Below are 19,562 nucleotides of genomic sequence, written 5' to 3'. Positions count from 1 at the left end.
ACTTCGAATGTTAGATGAGAATACGGTTCACTATATGATCGATGAACTACAAAAGGAACGAGATGAAGCGGTAGCGGCTCTGTCTGAAAAGGACTCCCTGATATCCGAAAAAGATGCCGCTCTCTCTGAAAAGGACTCCCTAATATCCGAGAAGGATGCCGAGATTGCGGCTGTTCTTTCTGAGAAGAACGCAATGATTTCTGAGATTGCAGCTTTAAAAGCACAGCTTGCCGCCCTCAATAAATAAACTATTTTATAACAATAACACATAAAGCAAAAACGCCTGCTGGCTGTATCCATGGAATATACGATATTCCTTAGGTACAACCAGCAGGCGTTATTCTTTAAACACATCCTACCTGTTTCCAACTCTATGGCTGGTGGCAGGTGAATTGAAACATTAGTGGAACTTTCGTTATGAGGTTTGCACTAGCTGTCAGCACCAAGCCCTTGTCTGAGTCCGTAAGGACGAGTTTGGGCGGCTGCTGACAAATCAGCGTGCGAACCGAATAGAAAGTGGAACGCGTTTCAAACCACCTGCCAGTAGCCATAGAGCTGGATACAGATGTAGTTTCCTTCTATTTTATTATTTCAGCTTCCATGTCTTGACATATCTGATGAAGCTCTTTTTTCAGATTTTCTGTGTATGTTTCTGCCAGACTCTGTACATACTAGTGGCATAAAACTATGATTTGAGGGTTGTATATGAAACAATTTAAACCATATATTCCGGCAGATAAGGTGATGCCGGAGCTTACACCTACTTCTGTGATTCTTGGCATTATCCTGGCGGTCGTGTTCGGCGGTGCAAATGCTTATCTGGGCTTACGAGTCGGTATGACCGTCTCCGCTTCCATCCCTGCTGCCGTTCTTTCTATGGGTATTGTGCGCATGATCATGCGCCGCGATTCAATTCTTGAAAATAATATGGTGCAGACGATCGGCTCTGCAGGTGAATCTCTGGCCGCCGGAGCTATCTTTACGCTGCCAGCCCTGTTCATGTGGGCAGATGAAAATCCCGATATAAAACCTCCATCTTTTCTGATGATTGCATTTGTCGCCATCTGTGGCGGACTGATCGGTGTTCTGTTCATGATCCCGCTTCGTACCGCTCTGATCGTAGAAGAACATGGTACACTTCCATTTCCGGAAGGAACTGCCTGCGCTGAAGTACTGCTCGCCGGAGAAACCGGCGGTCACAAATCCATGCAGGTATTTTCCGGGCTTGGCATCTCTGCTGTCTATAAATTTATCGCTGATGGTCTGCATTTGTTTCCAAGTGAGATCACATGGACGATTTCCTCTTATAAAGGATCTGGCTTCGGTATGGATGTCCTCCCTGCGCTGGTCGGTGTCGGCTATATTTGTGGTGCAAAGGTTGCTTCGTATCTGTTAAGCGGTGCTGTGCTTGGATGGTTTGTTATCATGCCTTTGCTCGTTCTTATTGGAGGTGACAACATCCTGTTCCCCGCTTCCGTTCCGATCCGCGAACTGTCAGTCGATCAGTTATGGGGAAATTATGTGCGGTATATCGGCGCAGGCGCGGTGGCAGCCGGCGGCATCTTCAGCCTGCTAAAATCATTTCCGCTGATCGCATCCACATTTGCCAAAGCCCTGAAAGGCTTCGGACATACAGATGGAAATTCGCGAACATCTAAAGACATTCCGCTTCCTTATGCGATCGGCGGTATCCTGATCGTAGCATTTGGTCTGAGTGCATTTCCTGATATTCCGATCAATCCGGTCACATCCATTCTGATCATTATTTTCGGATTTTTCTTTGCAACCGTATCTGCAAGAATGGTCGGTGTCGTCGGCTCGTCGAATAACCCCGTGTCCGGTATGGCGATCGCAACCCTGTTATTTGCAACGATCCTGTTAAAGCAAGCCGGCATAACAGGATACCGGGGTATGACATCTGCCATCTGCATCGGTACTGTTATCTGCATAATTGCAGCCATGGCCGGAGACACCTCGCAGGATCTGAAAACGGGGTATATCGTCGGTGCAACCCCATATCTGCAGCAGATCGGCGAACTGATCGGATCGATCGCTTCCGGTCTTGCAATCGGTGGTGTTCTCTATCTGCTAAATACCGCATGGGGATATGGTTCTACCGAGCTTCCTGCTCCGCAGGCAACCCTTATGAAAATGGTCGTTGAAGGTGTTATGAATGGAAATCTTCCATGGGGGCTTGTTATTGTCGGCATTTGCATTGCTGTCGTTGTCGAGATCTTAGGTATCCCGGTTCTACCATTTGCCATCGGACTGTATCTGCCGATTTACCTGACAGTTCCGATCATGATCGGTGGTCTGATCCGCCTTTTCATAGAGAAACGTCGATTTGCCGATGAAGTTTCCCGCGAAACCGTCCGCAATAATGGTATCCTTTTTTCCTCCGGTATGATCGCAGGTGAAGGGCTGGTTGGAATCCTGCTTGCCGTCCTTGCCGTATTCGGCGTAAGTGATCGGATCAATCTGGGACTTATGGGATTCCATCTTGGAAAATGGGGCGGCTGCCTGTTCTTCCTTGCCCTGCTTTTCAGTATGATCTACATGATCCATAAAACGAAGGATAAACAATCATCCAATAACACACTTTAATATCTTCACCCGGAAAGGATTTATTTTCTCATGCAAAAATATAATATACAAAATGTCATTGCAAAACAAAACCATAATCGTAAAGATACCCTCTCGCAATTTTTTATAAAAAGATCAAAATCCGGTTTTCTTACCCATACTGCAAACTATATGGACAAAATCCCCTGCATCAACCTGAACTATGCATGGGAACAGTCGCCCGATGGAATTATTGTGATTGAAATGCCGCATACCGGTTTTTATCACAAGATCGCTCAGAAATATTTTCACAAACCAAAGAAAAGCCATATCAGGCTTGATCGATATGGCAGTACCTTATGGGTCCATATAAATGGCGACAACACGGTATTCAATCTGGTATCCATCATGGAAGAACAGTTCCCCGAAGAAGCTCCTGATATGTTAAAACGTGTTATCGCCTTTCTTGAAACGCTGGAGAGAGTAAGGTTTATATATTTTTAGTATTATTGTGTGTAGTCTTCCTGACTTTTCCTGATAAATCATAGAAACAGCCATGCATAAACAAGAGCTTCCATCAACTCTCATTCATATATGGCTGTTTCAATACAATGTTCCTATCATTCAAATATTTTTGTAATATCACGATAACGATTAACGACACGATATATTTCGACATATTCATCTCCTACCTTGTAGATGATTACATAATCTTCCCATACAGCATACTTATAATCAGTCTGAAAACTAACTCTTTTGGAAAGCTCTGCGCCTATTCCTGGAAACATTTGAAGGTTTTCAAATTTGTTATAAATCTCCTGTACTGTCCGTGCTGCATACTCCTTATTATCTTCTGCAATATACTCTCGAATTTCTTTCAAATCCTTAACAACAATCGGATTGATCCGTAATTTTAACATTTCATTCCCCCATTTGTTCTTTTAGTTCTTCCAGGCTAAGCCAGCCTTCACCATCCTTTACCGCTTCTTCTGCTTCCTGAAGTTTCATCAAGAGCTTCTTTTCTGCTCGATCACGTTCATAATCTTCAATATCCATAACCACAAAACGTCCTCTACCATTCTTAGTCAGATACACAGGCTCTCCTTTGTGACAATTTTTCAGAACTTCATTATAATTTCTCAAATCTGAAACTGGTAAAATGTTAGCCATATACTTTCAACTCCTTCCTTTATGTATTGCTCATTTCTACTAATAGTATATGCAAAAAAGCTGTAAAATTCAACGTAAATTTTTACAGCTTTCTGCGTTTATACAGGTTTCATCGTATCCAAAACATCTTACTATTTACTGTAACCCTGTGCTGAAATATCCATTTTCCTTATCTACATTATAAATGGCATAGCAGTCAAGGGCATCCGGTATCGGGACATTGTAATAATGAAAGCCCAGCCAATTCTTCATTCCATCCGGCATATCTGCTGTCGGTGCACCCGGAAGATACACCGTAAAGGTAGTACCCCCGGCAATTCCATACAGCTCTGTGAAAGTAGTTGTATAGCCATTGTCATCTGTTGTTTCTTTGCCAAGCTCATCATCATAGTTCAGGGTATCCAGCTCCATGGTATATGTATATTTGTCAATCTGCGTAATATTCTTAAAGGATCCGGATCCACTGGAAACTCCCCTGCCACTATAATTACTGTCGTGAAACGAAGCTGTAAAGGTTCCATCCGGTTTGATATCCATACTGGAGCCCCATGCACCAACTCCGCTTGACATAAGAAAGCTTTCCGGGAGATCCTCCGGTAATGTCATCTTTACTTCTCCTGCATTTCCGGCAGATATCTCTTTTCCGTCTTTAGAAGCCCTCTGATTTTTGTCCGCCTTATCTGTTTCTTTTTGTGTGATCGTTCCAAGATATTCCATAGCCTCATCATAAGTCATAGCGGTATCATCCAGCGTACCAAGAACCTCCTTGGCTTTATCCTTGCCCTGTCCATTATACATTAATAACGTATCAAAATTCTTCTGCAGCTTCTCTACCTGAGCATTATACTTATCCTCTGTAATCTCAGAACCATTCTTTTGACATGTGACAACAGTTGCTGAATAATCGTCATTCGGACCTTTCCTTCTTGTCCAGGTTGTTGACTTCTGAAGCATGCCGGAATCATCTACCGTGAATTTGATATAACTGTCTGTATAACTCTCATCTCCGAACCCACTATATGCATATAAGGTTCCCTTCTTAGTCGTAAACAGATAATAACTGGTTCCGGAAGCGGCATTTATATCCCAGCCACCATATTCTTCCATATCCGTTCCAAAGATTCTCTTTGCTTTTGTTCCGTCAAAGCTATAAATATCCATCTGTGCAATTGAAGCTTCGTTCTGTTCTGATCTTACCAGGATCATCTCCGGCACACCATCACCTGTAACATCGGCAAATACGATCGGCGTCTGTTCTTCTTTTGCAGTCTTTGTGGAATAATCATATTCATACTGCCAGTAATAATTGTCGATCTGTGTCTTATAGGATTCAAGTACCTCTTTGTATGCTGCTTTATAAAGACTTTCATCGATAGCTGACTCTGTAGTTATCTCCGTTGACGCTTCTGTCGTTATCTCTGTCGTTGAAGCATCTGCTTCACCGGTGGTCGTCTGATCTGATGTATCATCGGTTGCTTCTGTTGCTTCCTTTTTATCGGTAGCTTTTGCCTTATCCTGTGAATACTTATAGGCGATTGTACCACCTGCGACTCCGCCTACAATCGCGATCGAAGCGGCTGCGATCGCAATCTTTCCTGTCATGGTCTTTATAAACGCCTGTTTACCAACTGTAGCTGCTACAGTTTTTCCGGTTTCTACTGCACCCGCAGCCGATCCGGCAGTTCCTGCCTGTGTGGCTCCTCCGGCTACCTGTCCGGCAGTTCCTGCCTGTGTAATTCCTCCTGCTACCTGTCCGGCGGCTCCTGCCTGTGCAGCCCCACCTGTAACATTGCCTGCCATCTGCATAGCACCACCATGAATGATGCCGGCTGCAATATTTCCACCAAGACCTGCCATCTGCTCAAATACATGCGTAACGATCATATTTCCACGTTCTGCCATAAGCAGATATACAAGAAGACACATCGGTGTGTAGCTGTAAAGCTTGTAGCCCTTCTTCTGAAGCTCCTCTGCCTTTGCCTTGATATTCTTACGTCCATAATTCAGTCTGGACTTTACGGTGTTCTCGGAACAGTTCAATACTGTGGCAATATCCTTGATACTGTAACCCTCCAGATGGAACATAAGCACACAGATTCTCTGTTCATCCGACAGGGAATTGATCAGCTCCCGCACCATATCCTGTGTCTCCTGCACGGTACATGCCATCTCCGGCTGTGTGCTCATGTTTTCATCTTCCAGATTATACTCAAAGACATCCCCTTCATCATTTTCATTCTGCAGATCAGAAAACAAGACTGCCTTTTTCTTCTGAAGTGCATTGATCGCAGTATTTACCACGATCGTACTCATCCATCCCGGAAATGCATTTGCATCCTGTAAACTATCTAATCTGGCAAATGCCTTTATATAGGCATCCTGAAGGACATCCATTGCATCCTGCTCATTCTTCATATACTTCATTGCAATGTAGAGTTTATTCCGATATGTATTCTCATATAAGAACGTAAATCCTTCTTCACGCCCTGCCTTTGCCTGTTCCACTGCCTGTGTATAATCCACACAGCTTCCGCAAAACGGACAGTTGTATTCATTCCCCTGTAAATCATTTCCGCATGTTCTGCACTTCATGTTATCCTGCTCCTCCTGCTTTTTATCTTATTTCTGTAATTTATATATTTTCTTTATACCTTTATTTATCTGGACTGCCTGTCATGCTCGATCCGGTCAAATAATTCTTTCTTGCGTTCCGGATCATCCGGCAGCTCCTTTCGTTCTTTTCTTAACAATGCAACAAACGCGCACACTGCCTTCCACACATCCATATATCTCACCTCCTGTTTATTGGACAGATCAGGTGGATAAAAAGTTTTAAGCTTTTGGATATTTTTTGCATTATTATAACATACCACAAAATCAGGATAACATTATATTCTATTTCTTTATCTTTACAGTCTTGTATTTGCTCCATGCAGAATAACATTTCTTCTCGCGGGAACCTGCCTTTACATAAGAACGGACACGGACATAATAAGTCTTGCCCTTTTTCAGATCCCAGAATGTACAGTTATTGTAATTCTTAAATGGCGCATCATATACTTTCTTATTCTTTTTGAATTTCTTATCCGTTGCGATCTGGATCTGATATCCGGTCGCCTTGCTCTTGCACTTCCATGTTACCTTTAACTTTCCGGATGAAAGATTCTTTACCTTGTTTACAGTGGTCTTCGGAACATCTGTAAATGTCGTCTTAAATGTATACATTCCGGCATAATTTGGATCAACACTATATGGCCAGCCTTTGGTCATCGTGATGTAGTAGGTTCCCTTTGGCAGGAAAAATGTGTATTTTCTGGTTCCCGGTGTAACACCCGTCTGAATATAGTGAATGTCACCATTTGTATTCTCGATCACAACATTCATTTCCTTGATCTTGCTGTTGATCTGAATGTTCATGTACCGGTTCTTTGTCATCTTCATCTTATAGATATCTGTTGTCTCGTTAAATGCAAACTGTCCTTTATAGGTCGTACCTGCCTTATAGGTAAATGCCATCGTTTTCTCATCATTCTGTGACAGCCATACCTCGGAACGTGTCTCGCCGGATGCCTTGTATGATGCGGTAAATGTAAACTTGCAGCCTGTATAGAATCCTGCACACAGTGATAATTTATAATCACCTGCTAATAATTCTGCCTTATAGCTGCCATTTCCTTCACTGACTGATGCTGTATAGATCTCATTATCATACATATCGCTGACTTTTATATAATTAAGCCCGGTGTGTGTCTTTCCAATTTCCTCCGTCGCAATCGCAAGAGAAAATGTACCGGATTTCTTCATCGTAAATGTATACTCATATGTATTCTGTGCATCCTCCAGCTCGCCACTGTAACTCTGTCCCCATACGATCTGCTGTGGACTGTTTAACACCTCTGCGGATACCTTTCGCGCAGGACTTACTGCACACATCATCACCATTAAAATTACTGCTAACATGATCTGTTTCATTTTTCTACTCATAATAATCTGTCCTCTCTTTCTACATTCTTTTTACTCAACTGTTTCAACATCCATCATCTGCTCTTTGTATGCCTTACGGATCGGAATGATCGGCAGTCCGATAAATACCATGATCGAGATGATGAAGGATACCATACCTGTAACGATGTCATACGGAAATGGTACGATGAGCCAGCCCCATTTGGCGATCTTGCCTGCCATCTTTACCGCAGTTCCAAATCCACCAAAGAAATAGGAAACAATGCCTGCCATAACTCCATACCCCATCATAGACATCGGGATCCTGCCACCAAAAATACCGGAAAGGACAAATCCTAAAACGGTTAAACAGGTTGCTCCCAATGCGATGTACTGTGCGATTTCGATTCTTTTCATTTTCTTCATTTTTTTATTCTCCTTTTCTTTATCTGAGGAACATTTCATCCGGAAATTCATCCATAAAAAATGCAACCTCTGTATCGTTTCACCTATATGACACAGAGGTTGCAAAAAAGTTTTATATTTTTTGAAATTTTTTAAAAATTTTTCAGACACCATTTTTTAAGTATAATCGGAGAGTTTTTGCATTTTCAATCGGAGAGTTTTTGGAAATACAATCGGAGAGATTCGGTATTTTCAGTCGGAGAGTTTTTTTATAGAATGAACTTTCTCTTATAAAATAAAATGCCTTCGACCGATCCTCATAAACAGCCAAAGGCACGCTAATAATTTTTTATTATTTGCTCTCTTTAAAATATTTCAATGCACCTGCATAGGACATTTCACATCCGTCACTTACTCCTCCTAAATTTCGATCTGCCGTTATATTTCCTGACGAATCTCTGTTAATATCTGCCAACTGATCATATATGCCATAAGGAGCTGTCGCCGCCATGTTCTTCAGAACCTCACTATCCACTTCTTGATATATTTCGTCGCGTTTTGTCTGATATTCCTCCCAGGCCACAGATATACCATCCCGTTCTGCAACCGGCACCGTTTCTTCATCCCCCACCTGTTCTGCATGACAGGTCCAGACAATCGGTTGTAAGCTATCTCCACGAGAAGTAGCCACATCGAATTCTATCATCTTATCTATGACACCAATCTCTGTATTATCACTTTGTCCATCGCTGCAAAGTATATACATCCGGCATCCATTTTCTGAAACTTCTCTAGTGCAAACTAATACATATGGTGTTCCTTCTGATCCCCATTTGTCCCGATTCTCATCTGACCTTGTATCAAGTTCTCCACTATAGACCTGTATTGCTTCATTATCTATATATGTATATATATGAAGATCAGCTTTATTCGGATCTGATTCATCCTGTGCCGCAAAGATCAGTTCAGGAGTATCATCTCCCATAATATCAGCAACAGTAATCGCTCTGGATTCTCCTACCAACGTCGGTTCATTCTCCCTCACTTGTGAAGTCTGCCAGCTATAATTCTCAATTTCCTGTCTGTATTCTTTTATTATTTCTGTATACGCATCCTGCCAAGTATTCTTATTATGATTATAGATTGTTACTCCGGCTGCTCCACCTGCTACTGCCACTCCTGCTGCCGCCATTGTGATCTTTCCTGCTACTGTTTTCAAGAAGGTCTGTTTTGCCGCTGTAGCTGCCGCAGTCTTTCCTCCTGCCGCTGCACCTGTTCCCGCTGCCGACCCTGCAGCTCCGGCGACTCCGGTACCCCCGGCTGTGACTGTACTTCCCGCAGCAGATAACGCACCTGCTGCTCCACCATGGATCAGTCCGGCACCGACTACACTTCCAACACCTGCCAGCTTGTCGAAGGTTCCTGCTACCAGCATAGTTCCTCGTTCTGCCATGAGCAGATAGGTAAGAAGTGCCATAGGTGTGTAGCTGTACAGCTTGTAGCCCTTCTTCTGAAGCTCCTCTGCCTTTGCCTTGATATTCTTACGTCCATAATTCAATCTGGACTTTACTGTATTCTCTGAACATCCAAGAACTGTCGCAATATCTTTTATGCTGTATCCTTCAATATGAAACATCAGCACACACATTCTCTGTTCATCAGACAATGATCCAATCAGCTCCTGTACCATTTCCTGCGTTTCTTTCGTTGTACATGCCATCTCAGGCTGGGCTGTCATGTTCTCATCTGCAATCGAATATTCAAATGCCTCCCCATCCTGATCTTCTCTCTGCATATCCGAAAAATTCACTGTATGGCGATCTCTCAATGTATTCCTTGCGGTATTTGCAACAATGGTACTGAGCCATCCCGGAAATGAATTTGCATCCTGAAGACTGGAAAGCCGTTCAAATGCTTTCACATAAGAATCATGGAGAACATCCATTGCTTCATCTTCATTCTTCATGTATTTCATCGCAATATACAGTTTATTCCGATATGTCATCTCATACAGATAGGAAAAGCCTTCTTCCTTTCCGGCTTTTGCCTGCTCCACCGCCTCTGTATAATCGACTGCCGCCCCACAGAACGGACAGTTATATTCATTTCCCTGCAGATCATTCCCACATGTTTTGCAAATCATTTGCATCCTCCCACACGCCTGTTTTTTCATTTTTGTATACTTTTAATAGAAATATGTCAGATCCGTTTTCTCTGTTTAGCCTATTATAGCCTTTACTGCACTAACATCCAGATTTGTTATCTCGACAATCTGATCCAAAGAATAGCCTTTCTTATGCATATTTAGTACAATCTCTGTTCTTGCCTTCTCTTCACCTTTAGCTTCACTTTCTTCCTTGATACCCTGACTTAAATTACACATAATACTCACTTCCTTTTCTACCACGTCTCACCGTCTCTCCAGATTTCATTGTAACGTAGTTCACAGAGGATAGCAAGATGAAGAAAATAAAGGCAACAAAAAACTGACATGCGGATCAGGTATCTTTTCTTCCGAAAATATGATGATCCATATGCCAGTTTTTGTATTTATTTATGTAGGGTTGTATTATTTCACATAAACCTTCTTAACTGTACTCCAGCCAGAGTAATAATAACGTGTTTCATAATTATGATTTACTCTTACATTCCGTGTTTTATAAGCACGTATACGAACATAATAAGTTCCTTTTTTTAATCCATATGCGCTTACATCCCCACTATTACCATAAGAAAATGATTTCTTTCCTTTTTTAAATTTCTTGTCTCTTGCAACCTGGATCTGGTAACCCTGCATATCTGAATTTCTTTTAAATGTAGCTGTAATTGTTTTTCCAGTATCCTTTACTTTTTTAATCTTAACAGTTGGCATTACTTTTGAAGAAGTCTTAAAGGAATAAGTACCTGTATTAATTCCTCTTTCAAAAGTGATGTAGTATGTTCCCTTTGGCAGAAAATATTTATATTTATGAGTACCTGCTGTAATATTGTATTCTCCTATTGCTACATCTCCTGCTGTATTTTTCAGAGTAACAGACATATATTGCTGCTTACTGGATAATGTCAGATTCAAATACAGATTCTTTGGTACCTTCACTTTGTAGATATCAACCTTATCACCACAAGCTAACTGAGCTTTGATCTTGGTTCCAATCTTATAAGGAGTTGCCATTCCAATCTCATTGTTCTTTGCCATAGAATGTTCTGACTTTGTTTCTCCTGCTGACTTGAATGATGGCACAAATGAGAACGATGCTCCTGTTCCTGTTCCCCAATGTCCTACTATCTCCAAAGTATAATTTCCAGCTAACAGATCAATCCATACGTTCGTCTTGCCTTCTGAAACTCTGGTAGAACCTACTACCGATCCACTCTCATCCAGGAAATTCATCTCCTCAATCTGTGTCCATGCACATTCACTTACAGAATCCACATTAAATGCAAGCGTTACCCGACCAGACTGTTTCAATGAAAAATTATAACTGTAATATTCCCCTCTGTATGTGATCACTCCACTATATGCACTGCCCCACATCAGATTTGATCCCTCTGTTGTTCCTGCTGCAGATGCCTTCTGCACTGGCATCACTAACATTACGAATGCTGCCAGCATTACAATTAACCCTTTCCATAATCTCTTGTTTTTCATCATTCTTCTTCTCCTTTTCATTTTTTTGATGTTTTTATATTACAACAAATATTTATAGATGCAAGAAAAACATTCTGTATTTCCTGCCTTCTACTATATAAGACAGGGGCAAAAGGAAAAAGGTTTTAAAGTTTTCAAATTTTTTTTAAAAATTTTTTTTCACCTTGACTCATACTGTCCAGATAAAACGAAAACGCCGTCTGTGATATTTTTACCACAAACGGCGTCCATTGCTTTTACTGTTATTTTGTTATTTTGTTACCTTAACCTTGGAAGATAAGCCTTTACTCTTAAACAACTTCTGATAAGAAGAAACCTTCTTCTTCGGTACTTTAATTGTAGTAACCTTTGTGATGCCCTTAAATGCATTCTTGGAAAGCTTCTTGGATGTGATCTTTGAAGATTTGATCGTAATTGTCTTCAGCTTCTTGCATACGCTAAATGCCTGATCACCAATCTTCGTTGTCTTCGCCGGAAGCGTAATACCGGTAAGAGCTTTGCAGCCCTTAAATGCATATGCTCCGATCTCCGTTACGTTCTGTCCCATAGTAACGGTTTTAAGTTTTATCGCTCCATTGAAAGCATTCTTGGAAATCTTACTAACATTGCTTCCGATTGTAACCTTTGTTACCTTCTTATTATTCTTGAAAGCACCCTCTGCGATCTGTGTTACTTTGTATTTCTTACCTCTGATCTTCACGGTTGCCGGAATGCTGACAGTCTTAGCCTTTTTATTTACAGGTGCTTTATATGCAACTGTTTTCTTGGATGTGCTTATAACCTGAACCTTTGCAGCTTTACTGTCATCAGAAACCACATCCCCCTTCTTGATCGGTTTTACTGTCGGTTTTTCCGGTGTCGTTGGGGTCACCGGTGTTGGATTCGCCGGTGCCGGTTCTACCGGTGTCGGCTCCTGAAGCTTTGCAATCGACTCTGTCTTTGTCTTTTTGCAGACGCTGCAAGTATATGTCTTTACACCCTCTGTCTTTGTAGTCGGCTGTGTCGTAACCTGTCCTTCATCCCATCTATGTCCGGTTGCCTTCAGTTCTTCTGTATCCACAATCTCATTACACTCGGTACATCTATATGTGATAGAACCATTTTTCTCACAGGTTGGCTCAACTCTTGTTCCATTATCTTTGATATGTTTCGTATGTGGTGCCTTAACCTTGATTATTACCACATATTCGTCAGATGTATATGCTCTTTCTTCTGTATAGGATGTTACTGTAATTGTAGTCTCACCGCATCCCGTTATAGTAACTTTACCGGTCTCATCTACAGCAGCAACCTCCGGATCAGCCGAAACATACCGTAATGCAGAGAGCTTGGATTCAAGCGCTGCATCCTTCAAAGCCACATCCAGTGTAAATGCGCTATCGCCAAATACCTTCTCATAAGTCTCCGTACCGGTTAATTCAAGTCTGGTAGTCGGAAGAACCGTTACCGCAATCCTCTTTGTTGTAGCGCCCTTACCTGTACTTGCAGTGATAATGGTCGATCCCTTGCCTAACGCAGAAATGGTAATTCCATCACAAGCAGCTACCTCTTCGCCGCCTTCTGCAACCTTATAGTCAATAACATCTGTTGATCCATCGTTAAGTTTGGCATCGATCCAGATCTTCTCGCCCTTATAAAGCGTCACCTTATATTCACCGGCTGATGCATCCCACGCAAAATCATCAGAATCGGAAGTGATCGTAATATTAGTTCCCTTTACATACTTTGTTAATGTAACATTTACGGAATGTGATAATTCAGAATCTGCATAGTAGTTTACTGCACTATCCTTAATTGTTACATTAACAGCGATTTCTGCTGTTCCTGCCTTTGAATAGGATGTATCATAAGCAGTCGTGATAACTCCGTTTGATACATTTGCCACGATATTTGACTGATCGGATATCTTCTTATAAGATACAGTATATTCATCTGCTGCAAGGCCCTTGATCTCGCCAAATTCTATCTGAAGCTCATGCTTTACATCATTCTGAACTGTAAATTCATTTGATCTTACAAGTGCATCAATATCCGTAAGCTTCGCTTTTGCAATTGTAAATGTTTCTTCCTTACTGTTTGTAGTATGAATACCATCACCCTTGATCGTAAGTCTACCGGTACCGGCATTCACATTCTCGCCATACTCTACCGTATACTGATCGTCCGGAACAACTGCGCCATCGATTGTAACTTCGATATTTTCCTTATCCGGTGTCTGCTGTGTTCCATCATAGGTATATTCGCCATTTACTGCTACTGCTGCCTCTGCAAGATCATAGTATAAAGTTGGCTGTGTGATCACTATTGTATACTGAATCACTACTGTTTTCGCTTTATCTACATATATATCTGCTACATATGTTGCCTCAACCGCATTCTGTCCGACTACTTCACTTGATACAAAATCAATCTGACCAACTGAATTGGTAAATCCCTGTACCTGAAGACGGATCTTATCCTTCAGTGCTGAGATATCACCGACATTCTTATCTAATGCAAACTTAACAACATGCTCCGCATTATCTACATCTGTAGCAACAAATGATTCGCCGCCCGCAGTAAGCGTGGTCTTTCCCTGATTTAAGCCTGCAAAATCAAATACAGTTATCTCATAGGATGCTGTAATATCATCACTGTATCTGTCATCTGCAATATACTGAAGTGTTACCGTCTGTGCAGAAACGCTGTTCATATCATAGCCTGTAACCTTCAGCTCCTTATCAATATCAACCGGTGCAGTCTTCTTATTCTTATATGTCTTTACTACCTTCAGACCATTCAGATCAAACTCTGCCCCTTTGGCAAATGCTGTCTTATTTGGGAAACGTTCGATGCTGATCGATTCTACGGTTGATTTTGCTTTAACTGCAAATTTTATCGTCTCACCACGATATTCAGATACCGATAATACTACATTGTACTCTCCTGTTTCCTGATTCTTTGTAACATAACTGCTGTCATTTATAATGGACTTGCCATCCAACAGGATATCTGTGATCTGGAATCCGTCATGTGCAACAATGTTATTAATTGCATATGTACCGGTAGTAGTATCCTCCAGACTGGACTCATCAATGATCAACTGGTTCTCTGCAAGATTTCCCTTTGCATTGTAGGTTACACCATCATCAATATTCAGTTCAAGGTATACTGCAATCTCCCCTTCCTCCGGAGTCTGATTCTTTCCCTTTGTGATAACACCATTTCCGGTATATTTACCATTCATAAAGAACTTACCGTAAATATTAGCATTTTCTTCCAGATTAAGAGAACCGTTCAATACAATGATACCATATTCGGAATCCATCGCCATTGTTCCCTTAACTGTTAAAGTACCATTGATGATCAACTGTGCATCACTGTCAGCTGCCCAGACAAGCGCACCCGGAAGTACATCATCATGCTGTGGATCAACTACAAGTTCAACGTCCTTAGGAATGATCAGCTTGGATGATGACGGTAATTCTAATGTTGTTCCTGCTTTAATATGTGTACTCTTGCGAATGGTTGCTGTTCCATAAACCTCATATGTCTTTCCTACGAACAGAACAGAGTTAGAAACAGTTCCCAGAACAGGAACATCCTCTGCCTTTGCTCCACAGATATTATCACCGATAATTGTAATATCAGAAGCAGATGAGCCATTCAGTGCTCCTACTGCAATACCATTTTCAGCACTGAGGTTAACTGTTGCATCTGTTAAGACATTTACGTTCTTAACATCTCCTGCATAAGCACCGATTGCCGGACCATTTGCAGCAATAACTATAAGCTTTCCTTTTGTCTCAACGACCTCGCCGATAATATTAATATCCCTTGTCTCTGAATTCAGACCGGCTCCGATACCGGCTCCATTTCCTCTTGCTCTGATACTAATAAAACCTGTATTTGAAATATTAATATTTGTTGCCTCTGATACAGTATCTGTTGCTCCGGAACCAATACCAGCTCCGTTTTCTGTACCATCGACAGTCAGATTTCCTGCATACTCTAAATAAATATTGATATTATCAACGGATGCATTCTTACCGGAACCGATACCGGCTCCGTCTGTTCCTGCTGTTACCGTTACAGCTACATTTCCTGAAATGTAAATATCGGAGGCTGCACCTGCCAGACCGGAACCGATACCGGCTCCATTTGCTCCACCAACTGCTGTTACAGTTCCACCTGATATCATAATATACGATACCTTTGCATTTGCTCCCGAGCCAACACCAGCTGCATCTGTGCCGCCTGTTGCTTTTTTTACAACACCGCCTGTTACCTTAATCTCTGTTGCTTCTACATCAGATCCGGAACCGATACCTGCTCCGCCGTCTCCACCGGTCGCTATTACAGTTCCTCCTGAAATGGTAATACCGGAAGCAAGCTTTGCTTCATCATTTATGTAAGCACCGGAACCAATACCGGCTCCGCCAATATTTTTAGAACCGATCGTTCCACTTCCCGCTGTTGCATTTACGATTCCGCCTGCAATCTCGATATTGGCAGCATCAGCATTTGCACCGGAACCGATACCGGCTGCTCCGTTTGCACCAATTGCTGTTACGTCTGCATTTTCTGAGATCCGGATGCCATCAACCGGCATATTGTACTGAGAACCGATACCGGCTGCTCCATATGCTGCATAGCTTTCATTTGATGGCTGTGATCCCCTTGCTTTTATAATTACATTTCCATTTATCTCAATATTTGAAACAACCTTTAAGGTTTTGTCTGTACCACCACCGATACCGGCTGCTCCATATGTCGCATTGTTACCGGCAGTTGCATTTATAGTACCTTTCGTCGTAGAAGTCAGTACCAGCTTACCGCTTCCATTCTTCTGGATCGCTGCATAAGCTCCCGATGATGTCAGATTGTTTGTTCCGTAAGCAGTGATCGTCACGGTCTTACCCTCTGCCGGATTTACTGTGATCGCTGCCCCCTGAGTATTCCGTGTGATCGTCAGACTACGGATCGCAAGATTCACATCAATATCCCCTGCTGCCTTGATCTGACCCTTCATAACCTTACCGGATTTTGTTCCGAACAGGATCATCTCCTTATCAGATTTGATCGTAAGTCCATCTGTCTCCGAATAAGAATAGTCATCTTTTGTTGCTGTTTCCGCTGTGCTCTTTACTCCAAGCCAGAGTCCATCCTCCAGCTTCGTGTATTTGTCATAGCCATATGGATCAGCGATCGTATTTGTAAATGTACCATATGCTGTCTCCATACCGGATTTTGACACCGCATATTTTGTAGTATTACTTCCTACCTGATACATACCGGTATTATCATATGAGATCGATACGCCGGATGTCTTTGACTCTACATATCCCCTATGATATTCACCATCAAAAGTAATCCTTATATCATTTGGAATCACATAAGGTGCTCTCTTACAATAAAGATAAATATATGCACCTCCGGCATTTTTATTGAGATCTCCATCAATCTTGTTCCAGTTGCTGTCAACCTCCTGCTGATATTCACTTGTAAGACCGCTTCCTGAGTTTCCTCCGGCATACTGCAGCTTTCTATCATCGGTATTCCAGATACCAAGTGATGAGATTGGATCTCCTGCATTTCTGTCCTTTGTTGCATAGACGTAGATATAACCGGACTTTGAACCTACACCATCATTCAGGTCACCCGTCTTTCTCTCAACGCTATATCCGTCAAGACTGCTTGATGTACCTGAATTATTCTGCCATACAGACCATATCCTTGTATATGCCTGTGCCGGATCTGTGGTCGTCTTTACCCAGATATAATCATTGGATCCTTTTCCACATCCCCTGTTTACATTTCCCGCATTTCTATCAATAGACAGTCTTGTATATCCTGCATAATTGGCACTAAATCCCCCGGATTTAATATCACAGATATACAGCGTCTGGCGTGCTGCCGCTTCCGATTTTATATTCGGAAAAAAGTCACCAATGCCTGTAACCATTGCAAACACCATAGTTGCAGCCACTACCACTGACATGAAACGCTTCACAAATTTAATTTTCTGTTTCAATCTTATTTCCTCCTTTTTATTTTTCTATATAAAAGAGCCAAATGCTCTTATATATTAAAGCGTCTGTTTTTATAACAGACCAATCTCCCGACCGCGTTCGACTGCCTCCTGACGCGTCGGAACCTGCAGCTTACGAAAGATATTACAGCTATGGAACTTCACAGTTCCCGTCTTTTTGCCCAGTTGTCGTGCAATATCATCATTACTTAAGCCCTGTGCCATCAAACGAAAGACTTTTTCTTCCATCTGAGTCAGAGGTTCATAATATTCATATGGAGATTTTAAATAATCAGGGAAATAAGTACCGACCGAATATGCAAGTTCCTTAATCTCACTTATGAAGGAATCTTCTTCATATTCTTTCTGATAAATTGTCAGCATTTGTACCATACAATTGCCCGTGTCCGCAAGCAGTCTGATATAACCGCACCTTTTTGCAAGCACAATGGCCTTGGAAAGCTCCTCACACATGCCTTCCATATTCTTCATCTTATAATATATGATAGCTGACAACATATAGCATTCACACAAATCCATATAACGTCTGCCCGGAATCAACAATGCAATAAGCTGGTGTGTCAATACATAGGCAGCCATATATTTGCCTGTCTGTATATAACATCGCACCTTAACCATCCATGCATACATATCCATCATGAAGATGCCCTTATTCTCATCCGGTGCTATATCATCTAACCAACGCTCTACATCCTGTAGTCGCCCATCATAACAGGCACCAAGACATTCGATCGCATTCAGACTTGAAGTTAATTCATCCCATCCCGTAATCTGTATCCGTTTCCGAATCTTTTCCACCAAAGGACGTGCAGCTTTTGTCTGTCCATTTACCAAAAGGATCTTCATCTGAAGTGCAAGTGCCACAAACAGACAACGCATATCCTTCTCCTGCTCGATCAACGGAATCGTTCCGGTCACAAGAATCAGTGCCTCAAAACAATTATTGTTCTGATAATACCACTCTGCCAGCATGATCTCATACACTTTCTGTCCAACACTTCCACCATATAATCGGCATGCGGCTTCTGTTATCCCGTCCTTACTTTTTTTCAGATATTTGCCATATCTTGTAAAGTCGCGAAAACCATTCAGTATACTTGGTCTGCATGCTGAAAGCGTAAGACCCATCACGGGCACCAGTTCTTCTTCAATTAGAAAACTTACGATCCGAAAAAACATTGCATCACTTATATATGGCATGACAAGTTCTGTTTTGATACGACAAATGTCCATCATATCATATGTATCCATTTTCACCAGCCGCGGTGTCTTCCCCATAAACTGTACATATGATTTTGCCTGACTCAAGTCCCCATCCATAGCAGATAGCAATGCAAGATGAGTAAACAGAACCGGATGTGCTGACAGCTCTTCTTTTTTCAGCCCGTAGAAATATGCCCGGCACCCCCAAAGTACCGGCATGGAAAATGGTTTCTTCACAAACTCATCAAAAATAATCTCTAGCAGATGGCCTTCTTTTTTTGCTGTCGCTAAAATCAGCAACACTTCTTCTTCCGATCGTGGATAAATTATCTCGTTATTCATTTGTTTCATACATACCCCCATAACCCTGACGCTTATAGATTATATTCTTTATTCCTGTTTTTGTATAGCAAACCTTTCAGACACAAAAACCAAACTTTTACCCAAACCCATGTGGTTTTGATGCCCGGTAATATAAATATTTACATATCTTTATTATACAATAAACGGATCCATCTTATGATGAATCCGCTTATGTATTGTTACACTCTTCAGTTCCCAATTAATAAGGTTTAAGAAGTTTAAAAACTTATAAATTTG

General features: G+C 41.7%; 14 protein-coding genes. 3 read left to right on the top strand and 11 right to left on the bottom strand.

The features are described from left to right. Positions 1 to 7 precede the first annotated feature (7 nt). From CLOL250_RS14210 to CLOL250_RS10705, 3 genes are all read left to right on the top strand, one after another. Positions 8 to 247, top strand: coding sequence for a hypothetical protein (locus CLOL250_RS14210; protein ID WP_008402469.1), 240 nt, complete (start codon positions 8 to 10; stop codon positions 245 to 247). A 458-nt stretch (positions 248 to 705) separates the two neighbouring features. After that, positions 706 to 2,604 carry an OPT family oligopeptide transporter gene (locus tag CLOL250_RS10710; RefSeq protein ID WP_008402468.1) on the top strand — a complete coding sequence of 633 codons (1,899 nt, stop codon included), beginning with the start codon at positions 706 to 708 and terminating at the stop codon, positions 2,602 to 2,604. Positions 2,605 to 2,754: 150 nt separating this feature from the next. After that, a complete protein-coding gene (locus tag CLOL250_RS10705; RefSeq protein ID WP_044946026.1) occupies positions 2,755 to 3,066 on the top strand; it encodes a PqqD family protein in 312 nt (103 codons plus the stop codon). A 116-nt stretch (positions 3,067 to 3,182) separates the two neighbouring features. Here the strand turns inward: CLOL250_RS10705 and CLOL250_RS10700 are convergent, their stop codons facing one another. The 11 genes from CLOL250_RS10700 to CLOL250_RS10655 all read right to left on the bottom strand — a co-directional run bounded on the left by CLOL250_RS10700 (position 3,183) and on the right by CLOL250_RS10655 (position 19,313). Beyond that, positions 3,183 to 3,482 carry a type II toxin-antitoxin system RelE/ParE family toxin gene (locus CLOL250_RS10700; protein ID WP_008402466.1) on the bottom strand — a complete coding sequence of 100 codons (300 nt, stop codon included), beginning with the start codon at positions 3,480 to 3,482 and terminating at the stop codon, positions 3,183 to 3,185. Between the two features lies 1 nt (position 3,483). After that, a complete protein-coding gene (locus CLOL250_RS10695; RefSeq protein ID WP_008402465.1) occupies positions 3,484 to 3,732 on the bottom strand; it encodes a type II toxin-antitoxin system prevent-host-death family antitoxin in 249 nt (82 codons plus the stop codon). 135 nt (positions 3,733 to 3,867) lie between these two features. Beyond that, positions 3,868 to 6,324: an RNA polymerase sigma factor gene (locus CLOL250_RS10690; protein ID WP_044945974.1), complete on the bottom strand. Its 2,457-nt coding sequence runs from the start codon at positions 6,322 to 6,324 to the stop codon at positions 3,868 to 3,870. Between the two features lie 65 nt (positions 6,325 to 6,389). Then, the gene (locus tag CLOL250_RS14205) at positions 6,390 to 6,518 is read right to left on the bottom strand and encodes a hypothetical protein (protein WP_264293245.1); all 129 of its coding nucleotides are present in this window, start codon (positions 6,516 to 6,518) and stop codon (positions 6,390 to 6,392) included. A 109-nt stretch (positions 6,519 to 6,627) separates the two neighbouring features. Beyond that, a complete protein-coding gene (locus CLOL250_RS13435; protein ID WP_008402462.1) occupies positions 6,628 to 7,716 on the bottom strand; it encodes a fibronectin type III domain-containing protein in 1,089 nt (362 codons plus the stop codon). Positions 7,717 to 7,746: 30 nt separating this feature from the next. Beyond that, positions 7,747 to 8,100 (bottom strand): hypothetical protein, encoded by a 354-nt coding sequence (locus tag CLOL250_RS10680; RefSeq protein ID WP_044945972.1) that lies wholly within the window; start codon positions 8,098 to 8,100, stop codon positions 7,747 to 7,749. A 331-nt stretch (positions 8,101 to 8,431) separates the two neighbouring features. After that, positions 8,432 to 10,222 carry an RNA polymerase sigma factor gene (locus CLOL250_RS10675; RefSeq protein ID WP_044945970.1) on the bottom strand — a complete coding sequence of 597 codons (1,791 nt, stop codon included), beginning with the start codon at positions 10,220 to 10,222 and terminating at the stop codon, positions 8,432 to 8,434. A gap of 75 nt (positions 10,223 to 10,297) precedes the next feature. Then, entirely contained in the window at positions 10,298 to 10,462 is a 165-nt protein-coding gene (locus CLOL250_RS10670; protein ID WP_156782874.1) for a hypothetical protein, read from the bottom strand. 186 nt (positions 10,463 to 10,648) lie between these two features. Continuing rightward, positions 10,649 to 11,731: a hypothetical protein gene (locus CLOL250_RS10665; RefSeq protein WP_008402457.1), complete on the bottom strand. Its 1,083-nt coding sequence runs from the start codon at positions 11,729 to 11,731 to the stop codon at positions 10,649 to 10,651. Positions 11,732 to 11,978: 247 nt separating this feature from the next. Then, on the bottom strand, positions 11,979 to 17,741 hold the full coding sequence (locus CLOL250_RS10660; RefSeq protein ID WP_008402456.1) for a leucine-rich repeat protein: 5,763 nt from the start codon (positions 17,739 to 17,741) through the stop codon (positions 11,979 to 11,981). A gap of 69 nt (positions 17,742 to 17,810) precedes the next feature. Continuing rightward, a complete protein-coding gene (locus CLOL250_RS10655) occupies positions 17,811 to 19,313 on the bottom strand; it encodes a helix-turn-helix domain-containing protein (RefSeq protein WP_008402454.1) in 1,503 nt (500 codons plus the stop codon). Positions 19,314 to 19,562 lie beyond the last annotated feature (249 nt).

The sequence above is a fragment of the Clostridium sp. L2-50 genome, from assembly GCF_000154245.1.
GTDB lineage: Bacteria > Bacillota > Clostridia > Lachnospirales > Lachnospiraceae > Coprococcus.
Note: the sequence above shows the minus strand (reverse complement) of the source record. Positions and strands in the feature narration are given on the sequence as shown.